This is a genomic window from Halolactibacillus halophilus, from assembly GCF_900115605.1.
Taxonomy (GTDB): domain Bacteria; phylum Bacillota; class Bacilli; order Bacillales; family Amphibacillaceae; genus Halolactibacillus; species Halolactibacillus halophilus.
The window spans coordinates 22,316-40,847 of the sequence record NZ_FOXC01000003.1; the positions used below are offsets into that span (position 1 = coordinate 22,316).

The 18,532-nt window shown below is 37.4% G+C and carries 16 protein-coding genes; 2 read left to right on the forward strand and 14 right to left on the reverse strand.

From position 1 onward, the window contains the following. Positions 1 to 21: 21 nt before the first annotated feature. The 14 genes from BM098_RS02235 to BM098_RS02300 all read right to left on the reverse strand — a co-directional run bounded on the left by BM098_RS02235 (position 22) and on the right by BM098_RS02300 (position 16,535). Positions 22 to 1,002, reverse strand: coding sequence for a zinc-binding dehydrogenase (locus BM098_RS02235; protein WP_089829971.1), 981 nt, complete (start codon positions 1,000 to 1,002; stop codon positions 22 to 24). A 68-nt stretch (positions 1,003 to 1,070) separates the two neighbouring features. Continuing rightward, complete coding sequence (locus BM098_RS02240) at positions 1,071 to 2,024, reverse strand: alpha/beta fold hydrolase (RefSeq protein ID WP_089829973.1); 954 nt, start codon at positions 2,022 to 2,024, stop codon at positions 1,071 to 1,073. 9 nt (positions 2,025 to 2,033) lie between these two features. Next, positions 2,034 to 2,963: a glycoside hydrolase family 113 gene (locus BM098_RS02245; protein WP_089830099.1), complete on the reverse strand. Its 930-nt coding sequence runs from the start codon at positions 2,961 to 2,963 to the stop codon at positions 2,034 to 2,036. Positions 2,964 to 2,979: 16 nt separating this feature from the next. Next, entirely contained in the window at positions 2,980 to 4,239 is a 1,260-nt protein-coding gene (locus BM098_RS02250; RefSeq protein ID WP_089830101.1) for an anaerobic sulfatase maturase, read from the reverse strand. 70 nt (positions 4,240 to 4,309) lie between these two features. Beyond that, a complete protein-coding gene (locus BM098_RS02255; RefSeq protein WP_159430087.1) occupies positions 4,310 to 6,034 on the reverse strand; it encodes an arylsulfatase in 1,725 nt (574 codons plus the stop codon). 110 nt (positions 6,035 to 6,144) lie between these two features. Further along, on the reverse strand, positions 6,145 to 7,167 hold the full coding sequence (locus BM098_RS02260) for a glycoside hydrolase family 130 protein (RefSeq protein ID WP_089829977.1): 1,023 nt from the start codon (positions 7,165 to 7,167) through the stop codon (positions 6,145 to 6,147). Between the two features lie 25 nt (positions 7,168 to 7,192). After that, a complete protein-coding gene (locus tag BM098_RS02265; RefSeq protein ID WP_373863171.1) occupies positions 7,193 to 8,023 on the reverse strand; it encodes a carbohydrate ABC transporter permease in 831 nt (276 codons plus the stop codon). Between the two features lies 1 nt (position 8,024). Then, on the reverse strand, positions 8,025 to 8,933 hold the full coding sequence (locus tag BM098_RS02270) for a carbohydrate ABC transporter permease (RefSeq protein WP_234987381.1): 909 nt from the start codon (positions 8,931 to 8,933) through the stop codon (positions 8,025 to 8,027). Positions 8,934 to 9,047: 114 nt separating this feature from the next. Further along, positions 9,048 to 10,409, reverse strand: coding sequence for an ABC transporter substrate-binding protein (locus BM098_RS02275; RefSeq protein ID WP_089829981.1), 1,362 nt, complete (start codon positions 10,407 to 10,409; stop codon positions 9,048 to 9,050). A gap of 915 nt (positions 10,410 to 11,324) precedes the next feature. Then, positions 11,325 to 12,152, reverse strand: coding sequence for a sugar phosphate isomerase/epimerase family protein (locus BM098_RS02280; protein ID WP_089829983.1), 828 nt, complete (start codon positions 12,150 to 12,152; stop codon positions 11,325 to 11,327). A 224-nt stretch (positions 12,153 to 12,376) separates the two neighbouring features. Then, the gene (locus BM098_RS02285; protein ID WP_089829985.1) at positions 12,377 to 12,970 is read right to left on the reverse strand and encodes a DUF624 domain-containing protein; all 594 of its coding nucleotides are present in this window, start codon (positions 12,968 to 12,970) and stop codon (positions 12,377 to 12,379) included. Positions 12,971 to 13,000: 30 nt separating this feature from the next. Then, a complete protein-coding gene (locus BM098_RS02290; protein WP_234987382.1) occupies positions 13,001 to 14,014 on the reverse strand; it encodes a substrate-binding domain-containing protein in 1,014 nt (337 codons plus the stop codon). Between the two features lie 179 nt (positions 14,015 to 14,193). Beyond that, positions 14,194 to 15,372: a glycoside hydrolase family 130 protein gene (locus tag BM098_RS02295; protein WP_089829986.1), complete on the reverse strand. Its 1,179-nt coding sequence runs from the start codon at positions 15,370 to 15,372 to the stop codon at positions 14,194 to 14,196. Beyond that, the gene (locus BM098_RS02300; protein ID WP_089829988.1) at positions 15,369 to 16,535 is read right to left on the reverse strand and encodes an AGE family epimerase/isomerase; all 1,167 of its coding nucleotides are present in this window, start codon (positions 16,533 to 16,535) and stop codon (positions 15,369 to 15,371) included. The genes BM098_RS02295 and BM098_RS02300 overlap by 4 nt, the downstream gene beginning before the upstream one ends. 345 nt (positions 16,536 to 16,880) lie before the next feature. Between BM098_RS02300 and BM098_RS02305 the strand changes: the two genes are divergently transcribed. After that, entirely contained in the window at positions 16,881 to 17,192 is a 312-nt protein-coding gene (locus BM098_RS02305; protein ID WP_089829990.1) for a PTS sugar transporter subunit IIB, read from the forward strand. Between the two features lie 15 nt (positions 17,193 to 17,207). Further along, positions 17,208 to 18,491, forward strand: coding sequence for a PTS cellobiose transporter subunit IIC (gene celB, locus BM098_RS02310; RefSeq protein ID WP_089829992.1), 1,284 nt, complete (start codon positions 17,208 to 17,210; stop codon positions 18,489 to 18,491). Positions 18,492 to 18,532: the final 41 nt, after the last annotated feature.

An 18,532-nucleotide genomic window follows, 5' to 3' on the forward strand; every position in this document is an offset into this window, starting at 1 on the left:
TTAATATGATCTACAGTTAAATCAGCCGATTTTTGCTACAATTTTCCCTTTAACCTTACGCGTGGCCAGTTCAGCTAACGCTTCTGGAACTTCGTCTAACGAAATCACCTTTGCAACAAGTGCGTCAAGTTTACCTTCTTGAAGAAGCATAAGCATGTGATCCCCCATTTGCGAGAGTGTTCGTTGTTCCTTTGCGTTATTAGACTGATGCACACTTCCAAGTGCTACTTGGTGAAAAGACAGAGGATGTGCAAATGAAATAGCCTTATTTATATCCGGAGCCCCTGCAATAAAGGCAATATGGCCATTAAAAGCAAGCGCTTTTAACGACTTGTTAGCATTCTCACGTCCTACTGTATCTATAATAAAATCAACACCTAATCCATGAGTGATTTCCAAACTTTTCTCTGCAAAATCTTCTTTATGGTAGTCAATCGTATAATCAGCGCCTAAACTTTTTACATACTCGTGATTGTTATAAGAAGCTGTTGTTAAAACAGTTAACCCAGCATTTTTTGCTAATTGAATAGCAAAACCACCAACTCCTCCTGCACCAGCATGAATCAAAATTGTTTTCCCTTTTGAAACACTCATTTTATGAAACAGTGCTTGGTAAGCTGTATAGCCAGCACACGGAAGAGCAGCGGCCTCTTCAAAAGATACTCCCTTCGGAATCAATGAAACTGTATGAGCTGTCGTTACACCATATTCAGCAAATCCCCCTTTTTTCGTTAAATCACTGTGATAAACCACCCTGTCCCCAACGTTAATATTCGTAACATCCTCACCCACTTCTTCAACCACACCGGCTGAGTCTAAACCCAAAATATGAGGATATAACCAATTCGGATTTCCTTGATTACCGGTTTGATAGTCTACAGGATTTAAGGCCGTAGCAATTACTTTGATCAAAATTTCTCCCTTATTAACAATCGGCTTTTCTATATTGCCTACTTTCATTTCGAATACCTTATTTTTTTCTTCCAGTAATAATGCTTTCATTCTGGTCCTCCTCGGATAATATGTTTATGGTTAAGATCTTTGTTTTAACCTAAACTCTCCATACTTTTTTAAAGTAATTTAAAGAACTGAAAAGCCTCATCAGCGTGATGTGGAATATGTTCATGACCGTGTTCTGGATATAAACGATGCGTTTTCTTCGTAATTAAATGATTGAACACCGCAAACTGCGTCGATGGTGGACAAACATTGTCGCGCATCCCCGTCACCATAATGACATCACTCTGAATCCGTGGTGCTAAATGACGTAGGTCAATGTAACCTAACTTTAAAAACGTTTCCTCTTCAAATTGATGTAGTGGGTCGACATTTCTAAAGTAAAAGGAAAGCTCTTCATAGGCTGAGTTTGTGACATCCATTTCCCAAGCACGCTTATAGTCACTTAAAAACGGGTACACACTATACGTCTTTTTAATCTCTGGTACAAGGCTTGCGACCGCAAGCGCTAAAGCTCCGCCTTGACTTTGTCCGTAAGACCCTATTCGGTTTGGATCAATATCTTTCATTGACTGCATGATTTTAATAAGTTGAGCCGTATCCAAAAAGACCGCGCGGTAATATAAATTTTTTGGATCTTTATCTTTCAACCCACGAATAATATGTCCTCTAACCGTCGGTCCAATCGTGACAATCGTATCTTCACTTAACCCCCCTTGACCACGACAATCCATCGCAAACACATGAATACCTTCTTTGGCATAAGCCACTTTATCAAGCCAGTCACCACTATCGACACCGTAACCATGAAACATCACAACTGCTTGACCGGTCGGTTGATGTGGTTTCGCCCATTTCGTATGCACTTTCATACCACCTATACCGGTAAAGGTTAAATGATAGAGCGTCATACCTTCAACTCGAAAGTCCGCTTCCACCACTTCATAATCAAGTGATAGCGCATTGAGTTCAGCCAATGCTTCTGACCAGTATTGATCAAAATCCGACGGCTTTGGATTTATACCCTGATAACGTTTTAGTTCTTCAATTGGTAAATCAAGATGCATAATGTTTCCTCATTTCTTACGATAATAATCAAAAATTAGTTGTTCAGCCGGTTTCCCATAGACACCGTAACCATCATGATCTTCAACTTCATCTAGTGTGTGCAGTAAAGTGTTCCAGTCCCAAAGACCAAAACCTTCTACAAATCCGTAGCGTTCACACGTCCGAAACATGTCTTCATAAAAGTGGGCTTGTTCTTCAAGATTAACATCACCTACATGTCCCCAATCATTTGGAATTTGACTAGAGCCCTTCCGGCTTGGACAACCCGCTTCAGCAAAGAAGAACGGTTTATCGTAAGCTGTCACAACCTTCTCAATGCGGTCAAGTTCTTTTTCCCATTGACCCGTTGGGTAATAACCACTTGATGAGATTACATCAACCGCATCCCAAAATGTAACGCGATTCTCTTGATACTTATCCGTGTTGTAGCTAACAAGGCCCTGGTAAACCTCTCTTACTTCACGAATGAGTGCGCGCCAATCATCTGCCCGTCTTTCTGTTTGAACCATCTCACAACCCACAATCATCATCTCACATCCCGTTCGTTCGGCAATATCGGCATAATGTGTCTGATAAGCCGTGTAAGACTTGAACCAATCTGAGAATTTCGGTTCACACGGAACATCTAAATCAAAGAAGTTAATATGTGCACGCCACGTTCCATCTTTACAATTTACTGTCGGTTTTAAGATAACCCTTAATCCTAACGTTTTTGCATATTTAATCATTTCGATGAGCTCTTCATCACTGACCATATGTTCATCCCAGTAATCAACCTCTGTCGTATGCGCGGTTTCCTGCAAGGCACTTAAAGCAATAATAACTGTATCACTTGCGGTACGTTCTTTCATTAGGCGTAAACTTCTCTTTGCTGCTTCTTTTAAAAAGTCACCCCGCCTACTATCCCAACCGAAAGTAAATCCTTTAATAAATTTCATACTAGTCATTCCCATTCTATTTTAGTCCTATCTTTTCTGTCTCACTAGCTACCATATCCATACAACACTTTTTATATTTTTTACCACTTCCACATATGCATTGATCATTTCTATTTGGAAGATTATTGCCCCGTGCTAAATAGTCTTTCCACCACACTATTTTTATATTTTCCGCCACAACTCTCATACGTTGATCTGCGTATTTATAAACCTGTTTATAACTCTCACAAAAGTAATCCTGCGACTTATCCTTTGATGAACCTAACACACGATTTCTCGGACAACCACCGTTACATAATCCTTGGTATTCACACGATTGACACGCATCCGAAAGCGCTGGTTTTAATTGCTGGAATTTCTTATAGTGATCATGTTGAATAATATCAGTGAAACAATCTTCGAGCATATTTCCCATCCTGTATTCTTCATCTATATAGAAATCACATGGATAGACATCTCCATTCGGTTCTATTAATAAATTTAGTGGGCATTTATCCAATTGGATACAGACGGTTGGTTGTCGATTCAAATAAAAAGCCAACATATTTTCAAAAAAACGTATAGACGTATTTGGATGTCCCTCATTAAACCAATGATCAAAAAGATCACAAAGAAAATCCCCGTATTGTTTTGGTGTTATTTCATAGACTCCTGGTTGACTCGCATCATGTGAACTAAAGTCCATACAAGGTAAAAATTGGATAAAACCAAAAGATTGCTCTTCAAAAAACGTCATTAAATCATCAGCTCTGTCAACATTCTCTTGATTGACAACGGTTAAAACATTAAACGCAACTCCCTCTTCTCTCAAATAATTTATACCCTTCATTACACGGTTATAGCTCCCTCTACCAGCCGCATCTACTCTTCGCTTATCATTTATTTCTTCTGTACCATCTAGACTCACACCAACAATAACCCCATATTTTTTAAAAAATATAGCCCATCGCTTTGTGATTAATGTTCCATTTGTCTGCAGGGCGTTTGTGAAAGTTATTCCTTGTTTAGAATATTTTTTCTGACTAGCCATTACTCGCTCAAAGAAGTCCAATCCAGCAAGTAACGGTTCCCCACCTTGCCAAACAAAATTAATAATGTTGTAACCTTCTGATATCGTTTTTTTAATAATGACGTCTACTAAATCCACATCAATTGTACTTAAATCTTTCACAAGGCCCCCACACCTGCTATAGTAACAATAATCACATGCTAAATTACAAGCTTCTTCTACCGTTTTTACCATCAGCCCTATTGATTTATTTATATCACTAAACATCTTTATCACTCTCCCCCCTATATATATAATTAGCTTACCTATTATTCACCAAATAATAGGTAAGCCTTTCTTAATTTCTATTCACTTTCTCTATAACAATACCATCTGCAGGATAACCAAATTGGATTGCTTCACCCTCACCTGCTGATGTACTTTTTAATGAGATGGTAAGATACGTTTTACCTTTTGGTAATTTTACAACTCCTAACTCCGTTTGTTCGTTCAATCGAAGTGTTCCTTCAACTTTTTGTTCGCCTATTTGCACATTAATTATAGTGTTTGGCTTTATAACCTTACCTTTAAATGACAGCTTATAATAATCATCCGCTAGGACGTCTACATTTATAATTTGGGCATCGCCTGCACTGGTCCAATTATACGTAAAATGACTAGATGCTTTTACTTGCCCCTCTAAATGTACGGGTGCATATGTTGGAATCAATGTACTGTCTTCATCTTTATAGCCAATATAAAACGTTGCGATTTGGTGCGATCTACCCGAGTGAATTAAATCGACATACCATTCTTTTAGGGCAGCTTTTAACTCCTCGGTTTTTTGAGGATAGTCTAAAGACAAATCTTTCGTTTCTTGGAGATCTTCTTCTATATCAAATAATTCATAAGTATCTAGACCTGTCTTAACCAGTTTATATTTCCCTTCTCTAACAGAAATATTTTCTCTTTGTTGTTCAAATGTCAGTTTTTCACTAGTGGGCATAACCTCCCACTCTTCATTTCTACCTTCCCACCAAGTTTCATGCGTACCATTAAATAGAAATCTATTAGGTACATCGGAATCACCTTCTAAAGTCGGTATTAAACTTAGTCCATCGATACTTAATGACTCGTTCAACATATTTGAATTTGTGATATCTAAAATCGTTGGGAATATATCCATGCAACTAGCAAAGTCAGTTATTAAGCGCGGTTTGAACTTCTTAGGGTACTGAATAAAGCAAGGTACTCGCGAACCATTTTCCCATATAGTCCCTTTATTCCCTCTCATATTTGGTGGATTTCTTAAATCCATTTCAGCTTGAGTCAAACTACCATTTATAGAACAGTCGCCAATTGGACCATTGTCACTCATATAAATAATTAGGGTGTTATCCATTATATTCTTTTCTTCTAATTTGTTAAAAAGTCTACCAACGTTTTGATCAATTTGTTCAACCATTCCATATATTGTTGACAAACCCTTCGATAAACCTTTCGCCTGATATTTATCTACATACGCATCAGGCGCTTCCCAAGGTTCGTGAGGACCTAAATAGGGTAAGTACAAGAAAAAAGGTTGATCACTATTGTCATCAATAAAATCAATAGCTAAATCAGTTAAAACATCCGTTGTCCACCCCTTAGTCTCAACCATATGACCGTTATAATCCATTCTACAATTATAATGTTGATATAAGGTAGCAACCCATGCCTCGTCAAAGCCACGATTGTAAGGTAAATAAGCATTTGTTTTACCAGAATGCCATTTCCCCATCATAGCAGTCTTATATCCATTGTCTTTTAAAACCTCTGGTAGCATTACTTCATCAATATTCACAAAATCTCTACCACCATGAACATGAGAAACACCTGTTTTTAAGAAGTTTCTCCCTGTCAAAAGAGAAGCTCGGGTTGGAGCACAAACAGGTGAAGCATGGAAATTATGAAATCTTACACTATTTTCTCCTAAACGGTCTAACGTAGGTGTTTCAATATGCTCGTTATCATGTATGCCAATATCTCCGTAGCCTTGATCATCCGTTAATATTAAAACAATATTTGGTTTTTTATTTTTCATTTTTACACCTCTCATTTTAATAAAAGATCCTTTTTATATTTTTATTTAATTTGATTTAAATCAAAAGAGACTAATCACCCAGTACAAGGTGTCTTAGCCTCTTTGATTAATCACTTAATTCCTATCTCTGCATCATCCGCTACGTCTTCTGAGGTTTCCTTTACATATTCAACAATTTCGTCAACGGTTGTGTATGCAAGACCAACATACGTATCAGCTGCGCCGTAATAGATAGCGATTTTACCTGTGTCGGCATCATGTAGTGTCGCACAAGGGAAGATAACATTATCAACAAAACCTGTTGTTTCGTATTGTTCTTCCGGTGTTAACACAAAGTTTTTTGAACGATATTTCACTTTTGAAGGTTCTTCGAGGTCTAAAATAACCGCACCCATCGAGTAAACAAAACCGTTACATGTGCCTGTAACACCATGATAAAACATAAGCCAACCTTCTGACGTTTCAATCGGCGCTGGACCGCCACCAATCTTCACATTTTGCCACCAACCGTAGCCACCTTTTGACATTACGTGGCGGTGTTTGCCCCAGTAAGTCATATCCGGTGACTCACTTAAGAACACATCACCAAATGGTGTATGACCACTGTCACTTGGACGAGACAGCATCACATAGTTACCGTTAATTTTACGTGGGAATAATACCCCATTTCGGTTAAATGGTAAGAACGGGTTTTCTAAGCGGACAAACGTTTTAAAGTCATCTGTCTTTGCTACACCAATTGCCGCACCATAGAAGTCCGTACACCAAATAATGTAGTACGTTCCTTCTACTTTTAATAACCGTGGATCATACGCTGACGGTGGTTGGAAGCTGTTACCTTCTTCATCAACGAATGGAATTTTTTCTTCTTCAATCTCCCAGTTCAAACCATCTTGACTCTTACCTAAGTGTAAGTGTGGGCGCCCATCGATCGTTTCAGCACGTAAAACACCAACAAATTCATTGTTATAACTAACAACCGCACTATTAAAAATACGAGCAATCCCTTTTGCGGGGTTACGTTTAATAATTGGGTTTTGACTGTGACGCCAAACAGGCGCGTTTAATCCTGCCGGTTTATCCTCCCAAGGCATTGCATGAATTTTATCAGCTATTATTTTAACTTTTGTCATAGTAAATGTCCCCTTTCAGTATCGATTATTTAACCGATCCGTTCGTTAATCCGTTATAAATATATTTTTGTAAGAAAATGAAGGCAATTAATGTAGGAATAATCGCAATCATGACACCAGCAGTTATCACTTGCCACTCTGCTCCAAAAGGTCCTTGGAACTTAAAGAGCGATGTTGATATTACTTGTAAATCAGTTTTCGGCATATATAAGAACGGCGTGTAGAAGTCGTTATAGACGTTAACCCCTTTAATAATAAACACCGTGACAATTGCCGGTTTTAAGAGCGGCAATACAATCTTACGATAAATCGTTAAGTAAGAAGCTCCATCAAGCATAGCCGATTCATCAAGTGAAACTGATATCGAGTCCATAAACTGCAAGAAGATATATACAGCAATAATATCCGTTCCAAGGTACAACACAATCGCCGCAAAGATGGTATTAAATAAACCTAAGCGGTGAACGATTTGAAATGTCGCTACTTGGGTTGTAACTGCCGGAATTAATGTCGCTAGTAAAAATCCACCTAAAATATATTTACTTCCTCTAAATGTAAATCTATGCAACACAAATGCTACCATCGAGCCAATCAATGTTGTCCCAATAACAGAAGTGATTAGAATAATTAAGGTGTTTTTAAAACCAACCAACATATTCCCTTCACTAAAAGCACGTGTGTAATTTTCAAAGTTCAACCAATTCTCAGGTAAAGCTAAAGCTCCTGTTGATCCGTATTCATTCCCTGTCTTAAATGAAGCAAAGAAAATTGCTAAAATTGGAATGATACTGAAGGTTGCGCCAAGCAACAGCGTGAAATATTTAAATACTTTCCCTAACGTTCGTTTACTGTCCACTTTACTCATCCCCTCCACTAAAGAACTTTCTCTGAACGCCTGTTACAACAACGACAATAAAGAGTAAAATTACCGCCATCGCAGAACCAAGACCAATCTTACCGTACTTAAATGCTGTATTTACTGTTTGAATAACAAAAGTAGCACTACCATTCGCTCCACCCGTCATAATAAACGGAATTTCAAAAGCACTGAGGGATCCACTAATTGCTAGAATTAAGTTTAATGACACGATAATTTTAATACTTGGTAAAATAATGTAACGGAATTGATGCCAACGATTTGCACCATCGATCTCCGACGCTTCATATATTTCATTTGGAATCGATGAAATTGCTCCGAGGAAAATAATGAAATTAAAGCCCATATAACGCCAAATAGACACACCTGCTAACGAGTAGTTAATCAAATCTGGGTTACCTAACCACTTTTGCGTAAGCTGCCCTAATCCAATTGCTTGAAGGACAGTATCAAGGGTTCCATCTGCTCTAAAGAAGAACAAAAACATTAAGCCAATTGCCACACCATTTAGTAAATAAGGGAAGAACAAAATGCCTTTGAAAAAGTTTTTGAACTTCACTTCAAAACTAAGGATCGTCGCAAAGTATAACGCAATTGCTAATTGAACAAATGTCGCGAAGAAATAATACAAACTTACTTTAAAAACCGCAAAGTATTCTGGATTTGAAAAAATCGTTTTATAGTTTTCAAGCCCAACAAAATTCATCTTGCTATAGCCATTCCAGTCGGTAAAGCTATACCAAAACATATTGATTACCGGTAAGAACGCGAACGTTATAAGTAGTATCATCGGAATTGCTAAAAACGATACGATAATAATATTACGTTGCGCTTTATAAGAAATTTTTGAAAAACTTAACTTACTCACTATCTGCTTTATTTTTGACAAGGGTCCGCACCTCCTAATGCCTAATCTCTAGCCGCAAGCGTATTTCTATCTATTAAAGATGAGAAAAGGAGCACATGAAGCACTCCCTTTCTATCTATTTAAGCTGTTTTAACGTTATTCCATAACTTTGTTGTAAGCTGTTTCCCAAGCATCGTTCCAGTCATTCATAACATCATCAAAGGACATGTCACGATTACCAATAGCTGCTTCAATTAAAATTTGTTTTTTATCCGGCATCCATAGACCAACTTCTGATTCTTTATCAATCGCGTCTAATTTACCTTTTAATTCTTCAGGAGATGGCTCGAGCATAACGAATTCAGCACCTGCTGCCTCTGCATCCGCTAATGTATCAGGAAGTGGCATATCTTTAGCTGCACTAATACCACCAGCTTGCTCCACAGAGTATCCTGATTCATTAATAAACCAATCAACCCACGCAAAAGCTGCCGGTTTGTTTTCACTAAATTTACTAATAGAAATATTATAATCACCACTTAGAGAGAACAATGTTCGATCTGCATCATTAGGAAAGGCCATAATTGCAATATCATCAGGGTTCGGACCTGCTCCTTGGATTTGACCTAAAGCCCAAGAACCAAGAACCATTGTCGCAATTTCGCCTTCATTCATCATGACTTTAGAAGCTTCCCAGTCTGTTGTAAGTGGATCTTCTTCAATTAAACCTTGTTCAGCCACATCATACATAAGTTTGTAATGATCGTAGTGCGGATCCCCCGCTTCAAATGGACGCGGATCTTCTAAACTATCGATGTTATAATAGGTTTCAGTACCAGCTGTCGTTGATACCGCTCCCTGCCATTGCGTTAATGGCCATGCATCTGCATAGTTTGTATATAGCGGAATGGCGTCAGTATTATCTTTCACCATTTGTAGCGCCGCTAAAAATTCTGCTTTAGTTTGGGGTATTTCAGTTACACCAGCTTCTTCAAAGACAGCTTTATTATAGACAACCCCTGTATACGTAACCGCAATTGGAATACCATAAACGGTATCATTAACTGCACGTTCTTCAACACCTAAGTATTTTTCTTGCATTTCTTCTAATGTACCCATAGGCTCAAAGAAATTTGGAACATCTTGAACTGGTAACTCAGTAGGTAAATATTGTACATCGCCGAAATCTTGCGTATTTATACGTGGCATAATATCACCACCATAATCATTCAATGCTTCGAACGTCACATTTACATTAGAATACTTCGATTCAAACTGTTCTTTATAATCTTGGAAGACATCGTCAACAATATCTGTACGGTTTGTAATAACCGTTAAATCGCCTTCGATTTCTTCAGGATCCATGTCTTTCCATGCTTCACTCATTGGCACATCTTTACTTGATCCATCATCTGAACCAGTACCGTCTGAACCTGACGTATCGTCATCCCCGCCACATGCCGCTAGAGCAACTAACATAAACAGACTCATTAATAAAACCATCAACTTTTTACCCATAATTAAACACCCTTTCTTTTTTAAAAACTAACATTAACCTAACTTTAAGTTATCGATAAGTTAATAACTACATTGTATATTGAAAACGGTTACTCGTCAATAGCTTTTTGTTAAATCTTTTTATTTTTTACTTAATAATAAAATTTAATTTAAGTAAATTTACTTAATCTAATTAAAAACCATAATTCATGGAGTTTTAACTACTCGACTATATATGGCACAGATACTATTCTATTCCAGGCTACCCCTCCCCCGATCATTTTCAATCGATATATCTTCTATTATAGCTGACTGATTTAAGTAAATAAATATATTATTACTTTATTTATTACGTTATTAATTTTGCACTTTACTACTGTAGTAGTTTAAAACACCACTCGAAAACTCGTTTTCCACCCAACTTCAATGGGACACCTGAGAACAATCCTATATAAAAAGATAAACTCTCTTACTCACAACATTTGATATGAATGAAGGCTACGCCATTATTATAAATGGTACGAAGTCATCATCGATCGTTATTCCCACTGGAGGAACAAAAAAGACATATCTCGAATAAGTATTCAACATATCAAACGGCGAAAACAAAAAATACCGTCGGTTCAAGCGATACTAGCGACTCATGTTAAAATATGGTAAGGTCCTCTCAAGTACAGAATATAAGCACTATACTATGTTCGGACAGCTGCCATCTAAATCCGTTGTAGATATTATGTTAAAGTATTCTGATGAACTAAAAGCAAACCATAGCCTTATCCAACGATGCTTTAAAGCTTTAGATGATAGGAATGTTGAACCATAGAAAAAAGCACAAAACAAAACACATGTTTCAGCTGCATAAAAAGAGCTGAAACATGCGAATGATAAGTGGTGTTATAAAGTTTGCAATATTTCTAGATTTAACATATATAGTATTTAAAATATTTCTAGAGTTTCCCTAGCGTAACGAACGCTTTCTTCTACGTAGGCCCTTTCTTTTTTTAGAGTGGCATCTTCGTTAATATCTTTTTCAACAGGTATTTCTAATACTATTCTGTTTAAATTCGAGCTACGCTTGAGAATTTCTAGTATCCCCTTCAAATCTATGATTCCTTGACCTAAAGGAACGCCATATGATTTGAATCCCCAATTCATCATCTCCATTGTATAATCTTTGAAATGAGTATTGATGATATAGGGTGCTAATTTTCGAACTGAATCAATTGGTTTTTCCTGATGTATCATAAAGTTCCCTAAATCAACACAAACACCAACTGTTTCACTATTAATTGCTTGCATGATTTCAACCATTTCATCGACAGTGGCATCACAATGGTTTTCAATAGCAATTTTGATGCCTAATTCATTTGCTGTTGGTATAATATCTTTTATGACGTTTATTGCTTTATCAACTTCGTATTGAGCATCGGAAGATCCATCATATCGATTAAAACCCATAAATGTTCTCATGAGTTTCGCACCCAGTTTATGAGCTACATATAACTCATTCAATGTATGATTTTCTTCAATTCCTGTAGAACCATACTCAATGAACAGGCCTTTATTTTTTGCATACAGACCCACTTTGCTAAGATAATCAGAGTCCCGGCTTTCTAAATGCATAATATCTATTTGCACTCCATCAACATTAAGATTACACATTAGATCCATAAAATCAAATATATCCATAGGATTTTCGGGTTTAAATACCTCATGTTTTCCAAATGCTAAATGATAGCTATAACTAAATACTCCTAATTCCATATAGTCCCCCTTAATAAAATTAACTTATCGATTAGCTTATAATAATTGTATCACATTCGCTACTAACATGGTAATTATTTTTATTGCGCTTGATAAAAAGTTTAGGCATTTGGTTTTACAATTCATGAGAAAAAAACACATGTTTCAGCTGCATAAACAGAGCTGAAACATGTGAAAAATAAACTTAAAATGATTGGTTAAAAAAGGAATCCATAAAGATCACTCTAGCTTTGACTTGATTTCTTAACTAAACCTGTCACAACAGCAGCATATCCAGCTGGAAAAACAATGAGAAAAAGTACTGCATTATAATATAAAATACCGAGTAATAAAGCTACCGCAATAACGAGCGGCACCGTCACTTTTAATTCTTTAATCATTTCAACAAAACCTTCAGCAAAAGCAAGTCGCCCTGGTTTTTTATTTAGCATTAGATGATAAAAGGTAAAGCTCATTGTTCCAATTAATAACAACAAGAAATAAATAATCACGACGACAAGTACAAGCGATACACCTCTAGCTAAACTATAGGTAAACAAAGCCATCAACAACAACAAACCGATACTGATAAGAAATGAGAGGAGCTTGTAGTGATCATAGTTCCGGTAATGTTTAAAAAATTGTTGTTTAATATATTTGTCATCAACGTCTTCATTTTTTTTCATGGCCTCATACGTTAGAAATACACTGACACATGCGGGTGTTATCCCATAAAGAATGAGCCCTCTTAATATTCCTACCCAAAAATATAGCGCTAGCACAATGTAGTGATACACCGTTAGCGTCCATTCAACGACTTTCGTACCGATTGTTCTCACTTCCCTTCTTAAGACAAAAAGACAAGAGCATTACTCTTGTCTTTTGTCTGATACAGAGTCACGTTTAATAATCTTCCCTTTAACCGATTGTCTTCCGTAACATTTATTATTACCTTGAACTTTTTTAATTATGACTTTGACAGCTGCTGTAACCATTTCATCAATATCAACTTCCACAGTAGTTAAATTCGGTTCAGTAATTGTAGCGTAAATATCATTATCAAAACCAACCACGGATACATCCTCTGGAACGCGATAACCTTCTTGTTTTAATCGTTTTACAAATGCATGGGCAACTTGATCGCAGTTACAGACAAAAGATGATGGTATATCTTTTGGCAACTGAAATTCAATGTATTTCCCTCGCTGATCACGGTCATTTATAATCCAATCCGCGTTAATATCTTTCCCGTGTTCTAATAGTGATTTATAGTAGCCGAGGTAGCGGTCTTGTATACTGCTCGTTGAATGCAGGTTCCCAACAAACCCAATCTTTTTATGCCCTTTATTAATTAAGAAGTTCGTTAAATCATAAGCACCAAAAAAGTTATCGGTAATAACTGAATCGATTTCATCATGTTCATCATAGAAATCAAGAAACACTTTAGGCATGTCCATCTCTTTAATAATATTAATGTAGTCACTCGATAATTGGCCTAAGAAAATAAAGCCGTCTACCTTCTTTTCATAATACAAGCGTGGTAACTTTAACGCTTCTTCATCTGCATCCGTTAAGATATTCATAATTCCGTAGTACCCGTACTGTTCAAACACACGGGCAGCTTGTTGATATGCACGGAAATAAAACGATTGTGACATTCCACCTGAAAAACGTTCAGGAATAACGACACCGATGTTATAGGTTAAGCCATTTTTCATTGATTTTGCCGTTGTATTATATCGATAGCCCATCTCATCTGCAAGTTGTTTTATTTTATCTTTTAGCGCATCACTAACGCCCTCTTTATCATTTAATGCCTTTGATACTGTAACACTACTGACACCAATCTTTTCAGCGATATCTTTCATTGTAACATTCGCCATCTTCAACACATCCCATCTTCGAACGTCCAGTCATTCATTGTCTTATCATTTCAAACTAAGTTATAACTTTATTAAGTAGATTAACTTAGTTAATTAATTGAATGAATCCTCTTTAATAGTACCAAACCTTAGGCCATAAGGCAATAAACCAACCTTAATTCGAGTAGGATCTTCTTCATTTAATTTAGACTTAATAATTGTTCGTTTTTTTCAATTAACTCTTGTCTAACTTTGGCATTATCTAGAGAACGATACTGATCCTCTGGTGTATAAAAGGCATAGTCTAACAACTGATTAATCGTTGTTGTTGCGACATGTACACGTGTATCACTCGATGCATAATAAATGAAGACCTGATCTTTTTCATTAACAACAGCACCGTTACAGAAAATCACGTTTGACACGTCCCCTATTCGCTCATCATCATAAGGCGCGATAAAGTGTCCACCTGGTGCGGCAATAACTTCCGTCGGATCGTCTAGGCTTGTCACCAATACATATAAGACATAACGCAAACCAGCGGCTGTGTTACGCACACCATGTGCAATGTGAATCCAACCCTTAGCCGTTTTAATCGGCGCTGGACCCTGACCATTTTTCACTTCATAGACCGTATGGTATTCACGTTCATGAATCACTTCTTCTTTTGTGATGACGGGATTTTCAATATCATCACATAACGCAAAAGCAATACCTCCACCAGAACCGGTTGAAATAAACCCATCTTGTGGACGCGTATAAAACGCATATTGCCCATCCACAAACTCTGGGTGAAGTACGACATTACGTTGTTGCGGTGATGGTGTTTTAATGTTTGGTAGTCGGGTCCATGTTTTTAAATCTTTTGTTTTAACAAGTCCAGCTTGAGCGATTGCGCTCGATGTGTCAGTTGCCGGTACATCTGGGTCTTTACTTTCCGAACAGTAAATACCATAAATATAACCGTCTTCATGTTTTACTAGTCGCATATCGTACATATTCGTCTCTTTTTGATCAATATCTTCCCAGACGAGTGGGGCATCGATAAAGCGGAAATTGTCGACACCATTATCACTTACAGCCAATGTGAAAATAGACTTTCTATCTAATCCTTCTGTTCTAACGACGAGATAATAGTTTCCGTCATGATATAACGCACCTGGATTTAGAGTCGCATTAATCCCTAAACGTTCTTGGAAATAGGGATTCGTGTCTTTATTTAAATCGAATCGCCAGTGAATCGGCACGTGATGACGCGTGATAACCGGGTATTGATAGCGATCATATATCCCGTTATAAAAGTCTTCGTTTACCTCATTTTTTCTTGTTAGTAACTGTTCTTGTTTGTCTTGTAGTTCAAAATATTTTTCATGAATCATTGTTTATCCATCCTTTCGATGAGCTCTAAACAGCTCCGAGTATTATGATAAGAAACTTTCCACGGCTCAGCAATTTCACGGCTATTGGGAATATTGTCTTTACTTAATGACCAGTACCACTCACTGCCTGGGCGCGTGTCTTTCATATAACGAACGATATAATTCCAACAAGCTTCCGCTGCTTGTCTAAACATGCTATCACCTGTTTTTTCATAGGCATTATAAAACCCTAAGGTTGTTTCTGCTTGGACCCACCAAATGCGCGTCTCATCAACGACACCATTTTCACGTTCGTTTTGTAAGGAGCCGTCTACGTTCACTGCCACTGATAAAATATTACGCGCGATGTCCGTAATCATTTGATCATATTTTGGTTCCTCTAACTTCAACACTTTTACTGTTTCATCCATTAGCCAGGACGCTTCTATATCATGACCAAATGATTGAAGATTAATAATACTTTTCCAGTCTCTGTCAAAGAATACACCTAAAAAGTGATCAGGTTGATAGATTTTTTCAAAATGAATTTTTAGTAAGTATTCTAATCGCGCTTTTAAGTCTGTCGATGGCGCTACTTTATAAAGATTAGTATACGCTTCTAAGATGTGAATATGTGTGTTCATCGTAACGTCTGCCATTACACCGTTCTCACTTAACATCACATTCGGCGCTTCTTTCCACTCGCGCGTAAATTCTTCTTTATATGCACCACTTTTTTCGTTAAAGCCTTCCACTTCAATTAAATCATAGAGTTCTAAAGCTAGATCAAGTGCTTCTTTATTTTTCGTAACACGGTAATATTCACTTAGTCCATAAATCGCAAACGCTTGTGCATAAATATGTTTACGCTGGTCAATAACGCGTCCGCGATAATCAAGCATCCAGTATACACCACCATATTCACGGTCTATACACTTTTCTTTAATAAATTGATACATATGATCCGCCATTTCTAAATAAGCTGGGTCCTTTAATACCCGATAACTGCTTGAGAACGCCCACAAATGACGCGCCGCCGCTATTCCACCTTTTTCTCCAACATCAATGATTTCTAAATCATACGTTACGCGACCATATAGCCCACCGTATTTTTCATCTTTTAGTTTCATCCAAAAAGGCAAAATTGTTTCGGTTAATTCTTGTTTGATCTCTTCTTTATTCATCAGGTCACCTCCAATTAGTTAATCGATAACTTAATAATTTAATATTAAATAACCTTTTTATAAAAGTCAATAGAAAGCCCTTTCTTTTTATCACTTTCTCATATATTACTTTTACTTTTTTCGTATATTTTTTTCACTATATTGATCTGACAAAGATAGTGAATATCAACAGGATTTTTTCCTTTCATCTAATAGACTCATCTCACTCACTTCATTTTCCTCTGCAACAGCAAGGGTTAGAAAACTTCCGGAACGATACGGAAAAACAACACGTGGTAATGAAAGCGCTTATACCATACACTTGAACTATCAACAAAACACATCACATTTGAAAGGATGATTAACATGAAGAAAATTTTACTTGCCTGTTCAGCAGGTATGTCCACTAGTTTGCTCGTATCAAAAATGGAAGAGGTTTCAAATGAACGTGAACTCGATACAAAAATCTGGGCAGTCGCTCAAGACAAAGCACCTGAAGATATGAAAGAAGCTGACGTCTTATTGATTGGTCCACAAATGCGCTTTATGAAAAAGAAATTTGAAAAGATCGGGGAAGAACTAGGTGTGCCTGTTGCTGTGATTGATTCGGTAGCTTATGGGCGAATTGATGGAAGCGCTGTCCTGGATCATGCCATTAAATTAATCGACAATAACTAATCGGAGGCTTAATCAATGAATAAATTTATGAATATGTTAGAAAACGTTTTATTACCGGTAGCGGATAAACTCAATAATAACCGCTACCTTACCGCTTTACGTAATGGCTTTATGGTTGCCTTACCACTTATTATTTTCGGTTCTATCTTTGTGGTTTTAGCTAACTTACCTTTCTTAGATAAACTGATTGGTGAAGACGCTTACCAAGCTTATCAACAAGCACTTAGTCCGGCTTCACAAGCGACACTGACGATTATGGGTCTGTTCGTTATTATGGGGATTGGTTATAAGATGGTTGAACAGCGTGGCGGCGAGGCAATATACGGGGCAGCTGTAAGTGTTGCGGCGTTCGTAGTCTTAACACCACAAGTGCTCGGCGATACAGCCAATGTTATTCCAACAAGTGTGCTCGGAGCTGAAGGTATGTTCCTAGGTATTTTCACTGCCTTTGTTGCTGCTGAGTTATACCAACTATTTGTAAGTAAGGACTTAACTATTAAAATGCCAAAAGGTGTGCCAGGTGCGGTAGCACGTTCGTTTAGTGCCTTAATTCCTATTTCCTTAACACTCACGATTTTCTTAGCTGTCCGTATCTTGTTCGGTTTCACACCTTACGATACCGTTCAAAACTTTATTTACACAATCATTCAAGCACCACTTACATCACTCGGTAGTGGCTTACCTGCAACAATTGTTGCGGTACTATTAATCCAAGTGTTTTGGTTCTTTGGTTTACACGGTCAAATTATCATTAACTCAATCTTTGACCCAATCTGGTATGCGCTAAATGAACAAAACTTAGAAGCTTTCCAATCTGGTGCTGACGTGTTACCAAACATCGTAACCAAACAATTCATTGATACCTTTATCGTCGGAATCGGTGGGTCTGGTATGACACTTGCTGTACTCCTTGCGATCTTTGTTGTTGCGAAGAGTCGTCAACTTAAAGACTTAGGAAAACTCGGGATTGGATCAGGGATTTTCAACGTAAACGAGCCAGTTATCTTCGGTATGCCGATTATTATGAACCCACTGGTTATTATCCCTTGGTTACTCGCACCCGTTGTCGTAGCAATCGTGACTTATACATTAATGTCGATTGGCTTTGCCCCACGACCAGCCGGGATTATCGTCCCTTGGACAACACCTGCGCTTTTAAGTGGTTACCTGGCGACAGGGAATAAGATTATGGGAACAGTTATGCAACTCATTAACATGGGCATTGTCTTTATCATCTGGTTACCATTCCTTAAAGTGATGGACAAACAATATTACGAATCTGAACAAAAAGCAAATTAATCTAACAACTATAAAAATACAAATAGCGGCCAGGCGACTTG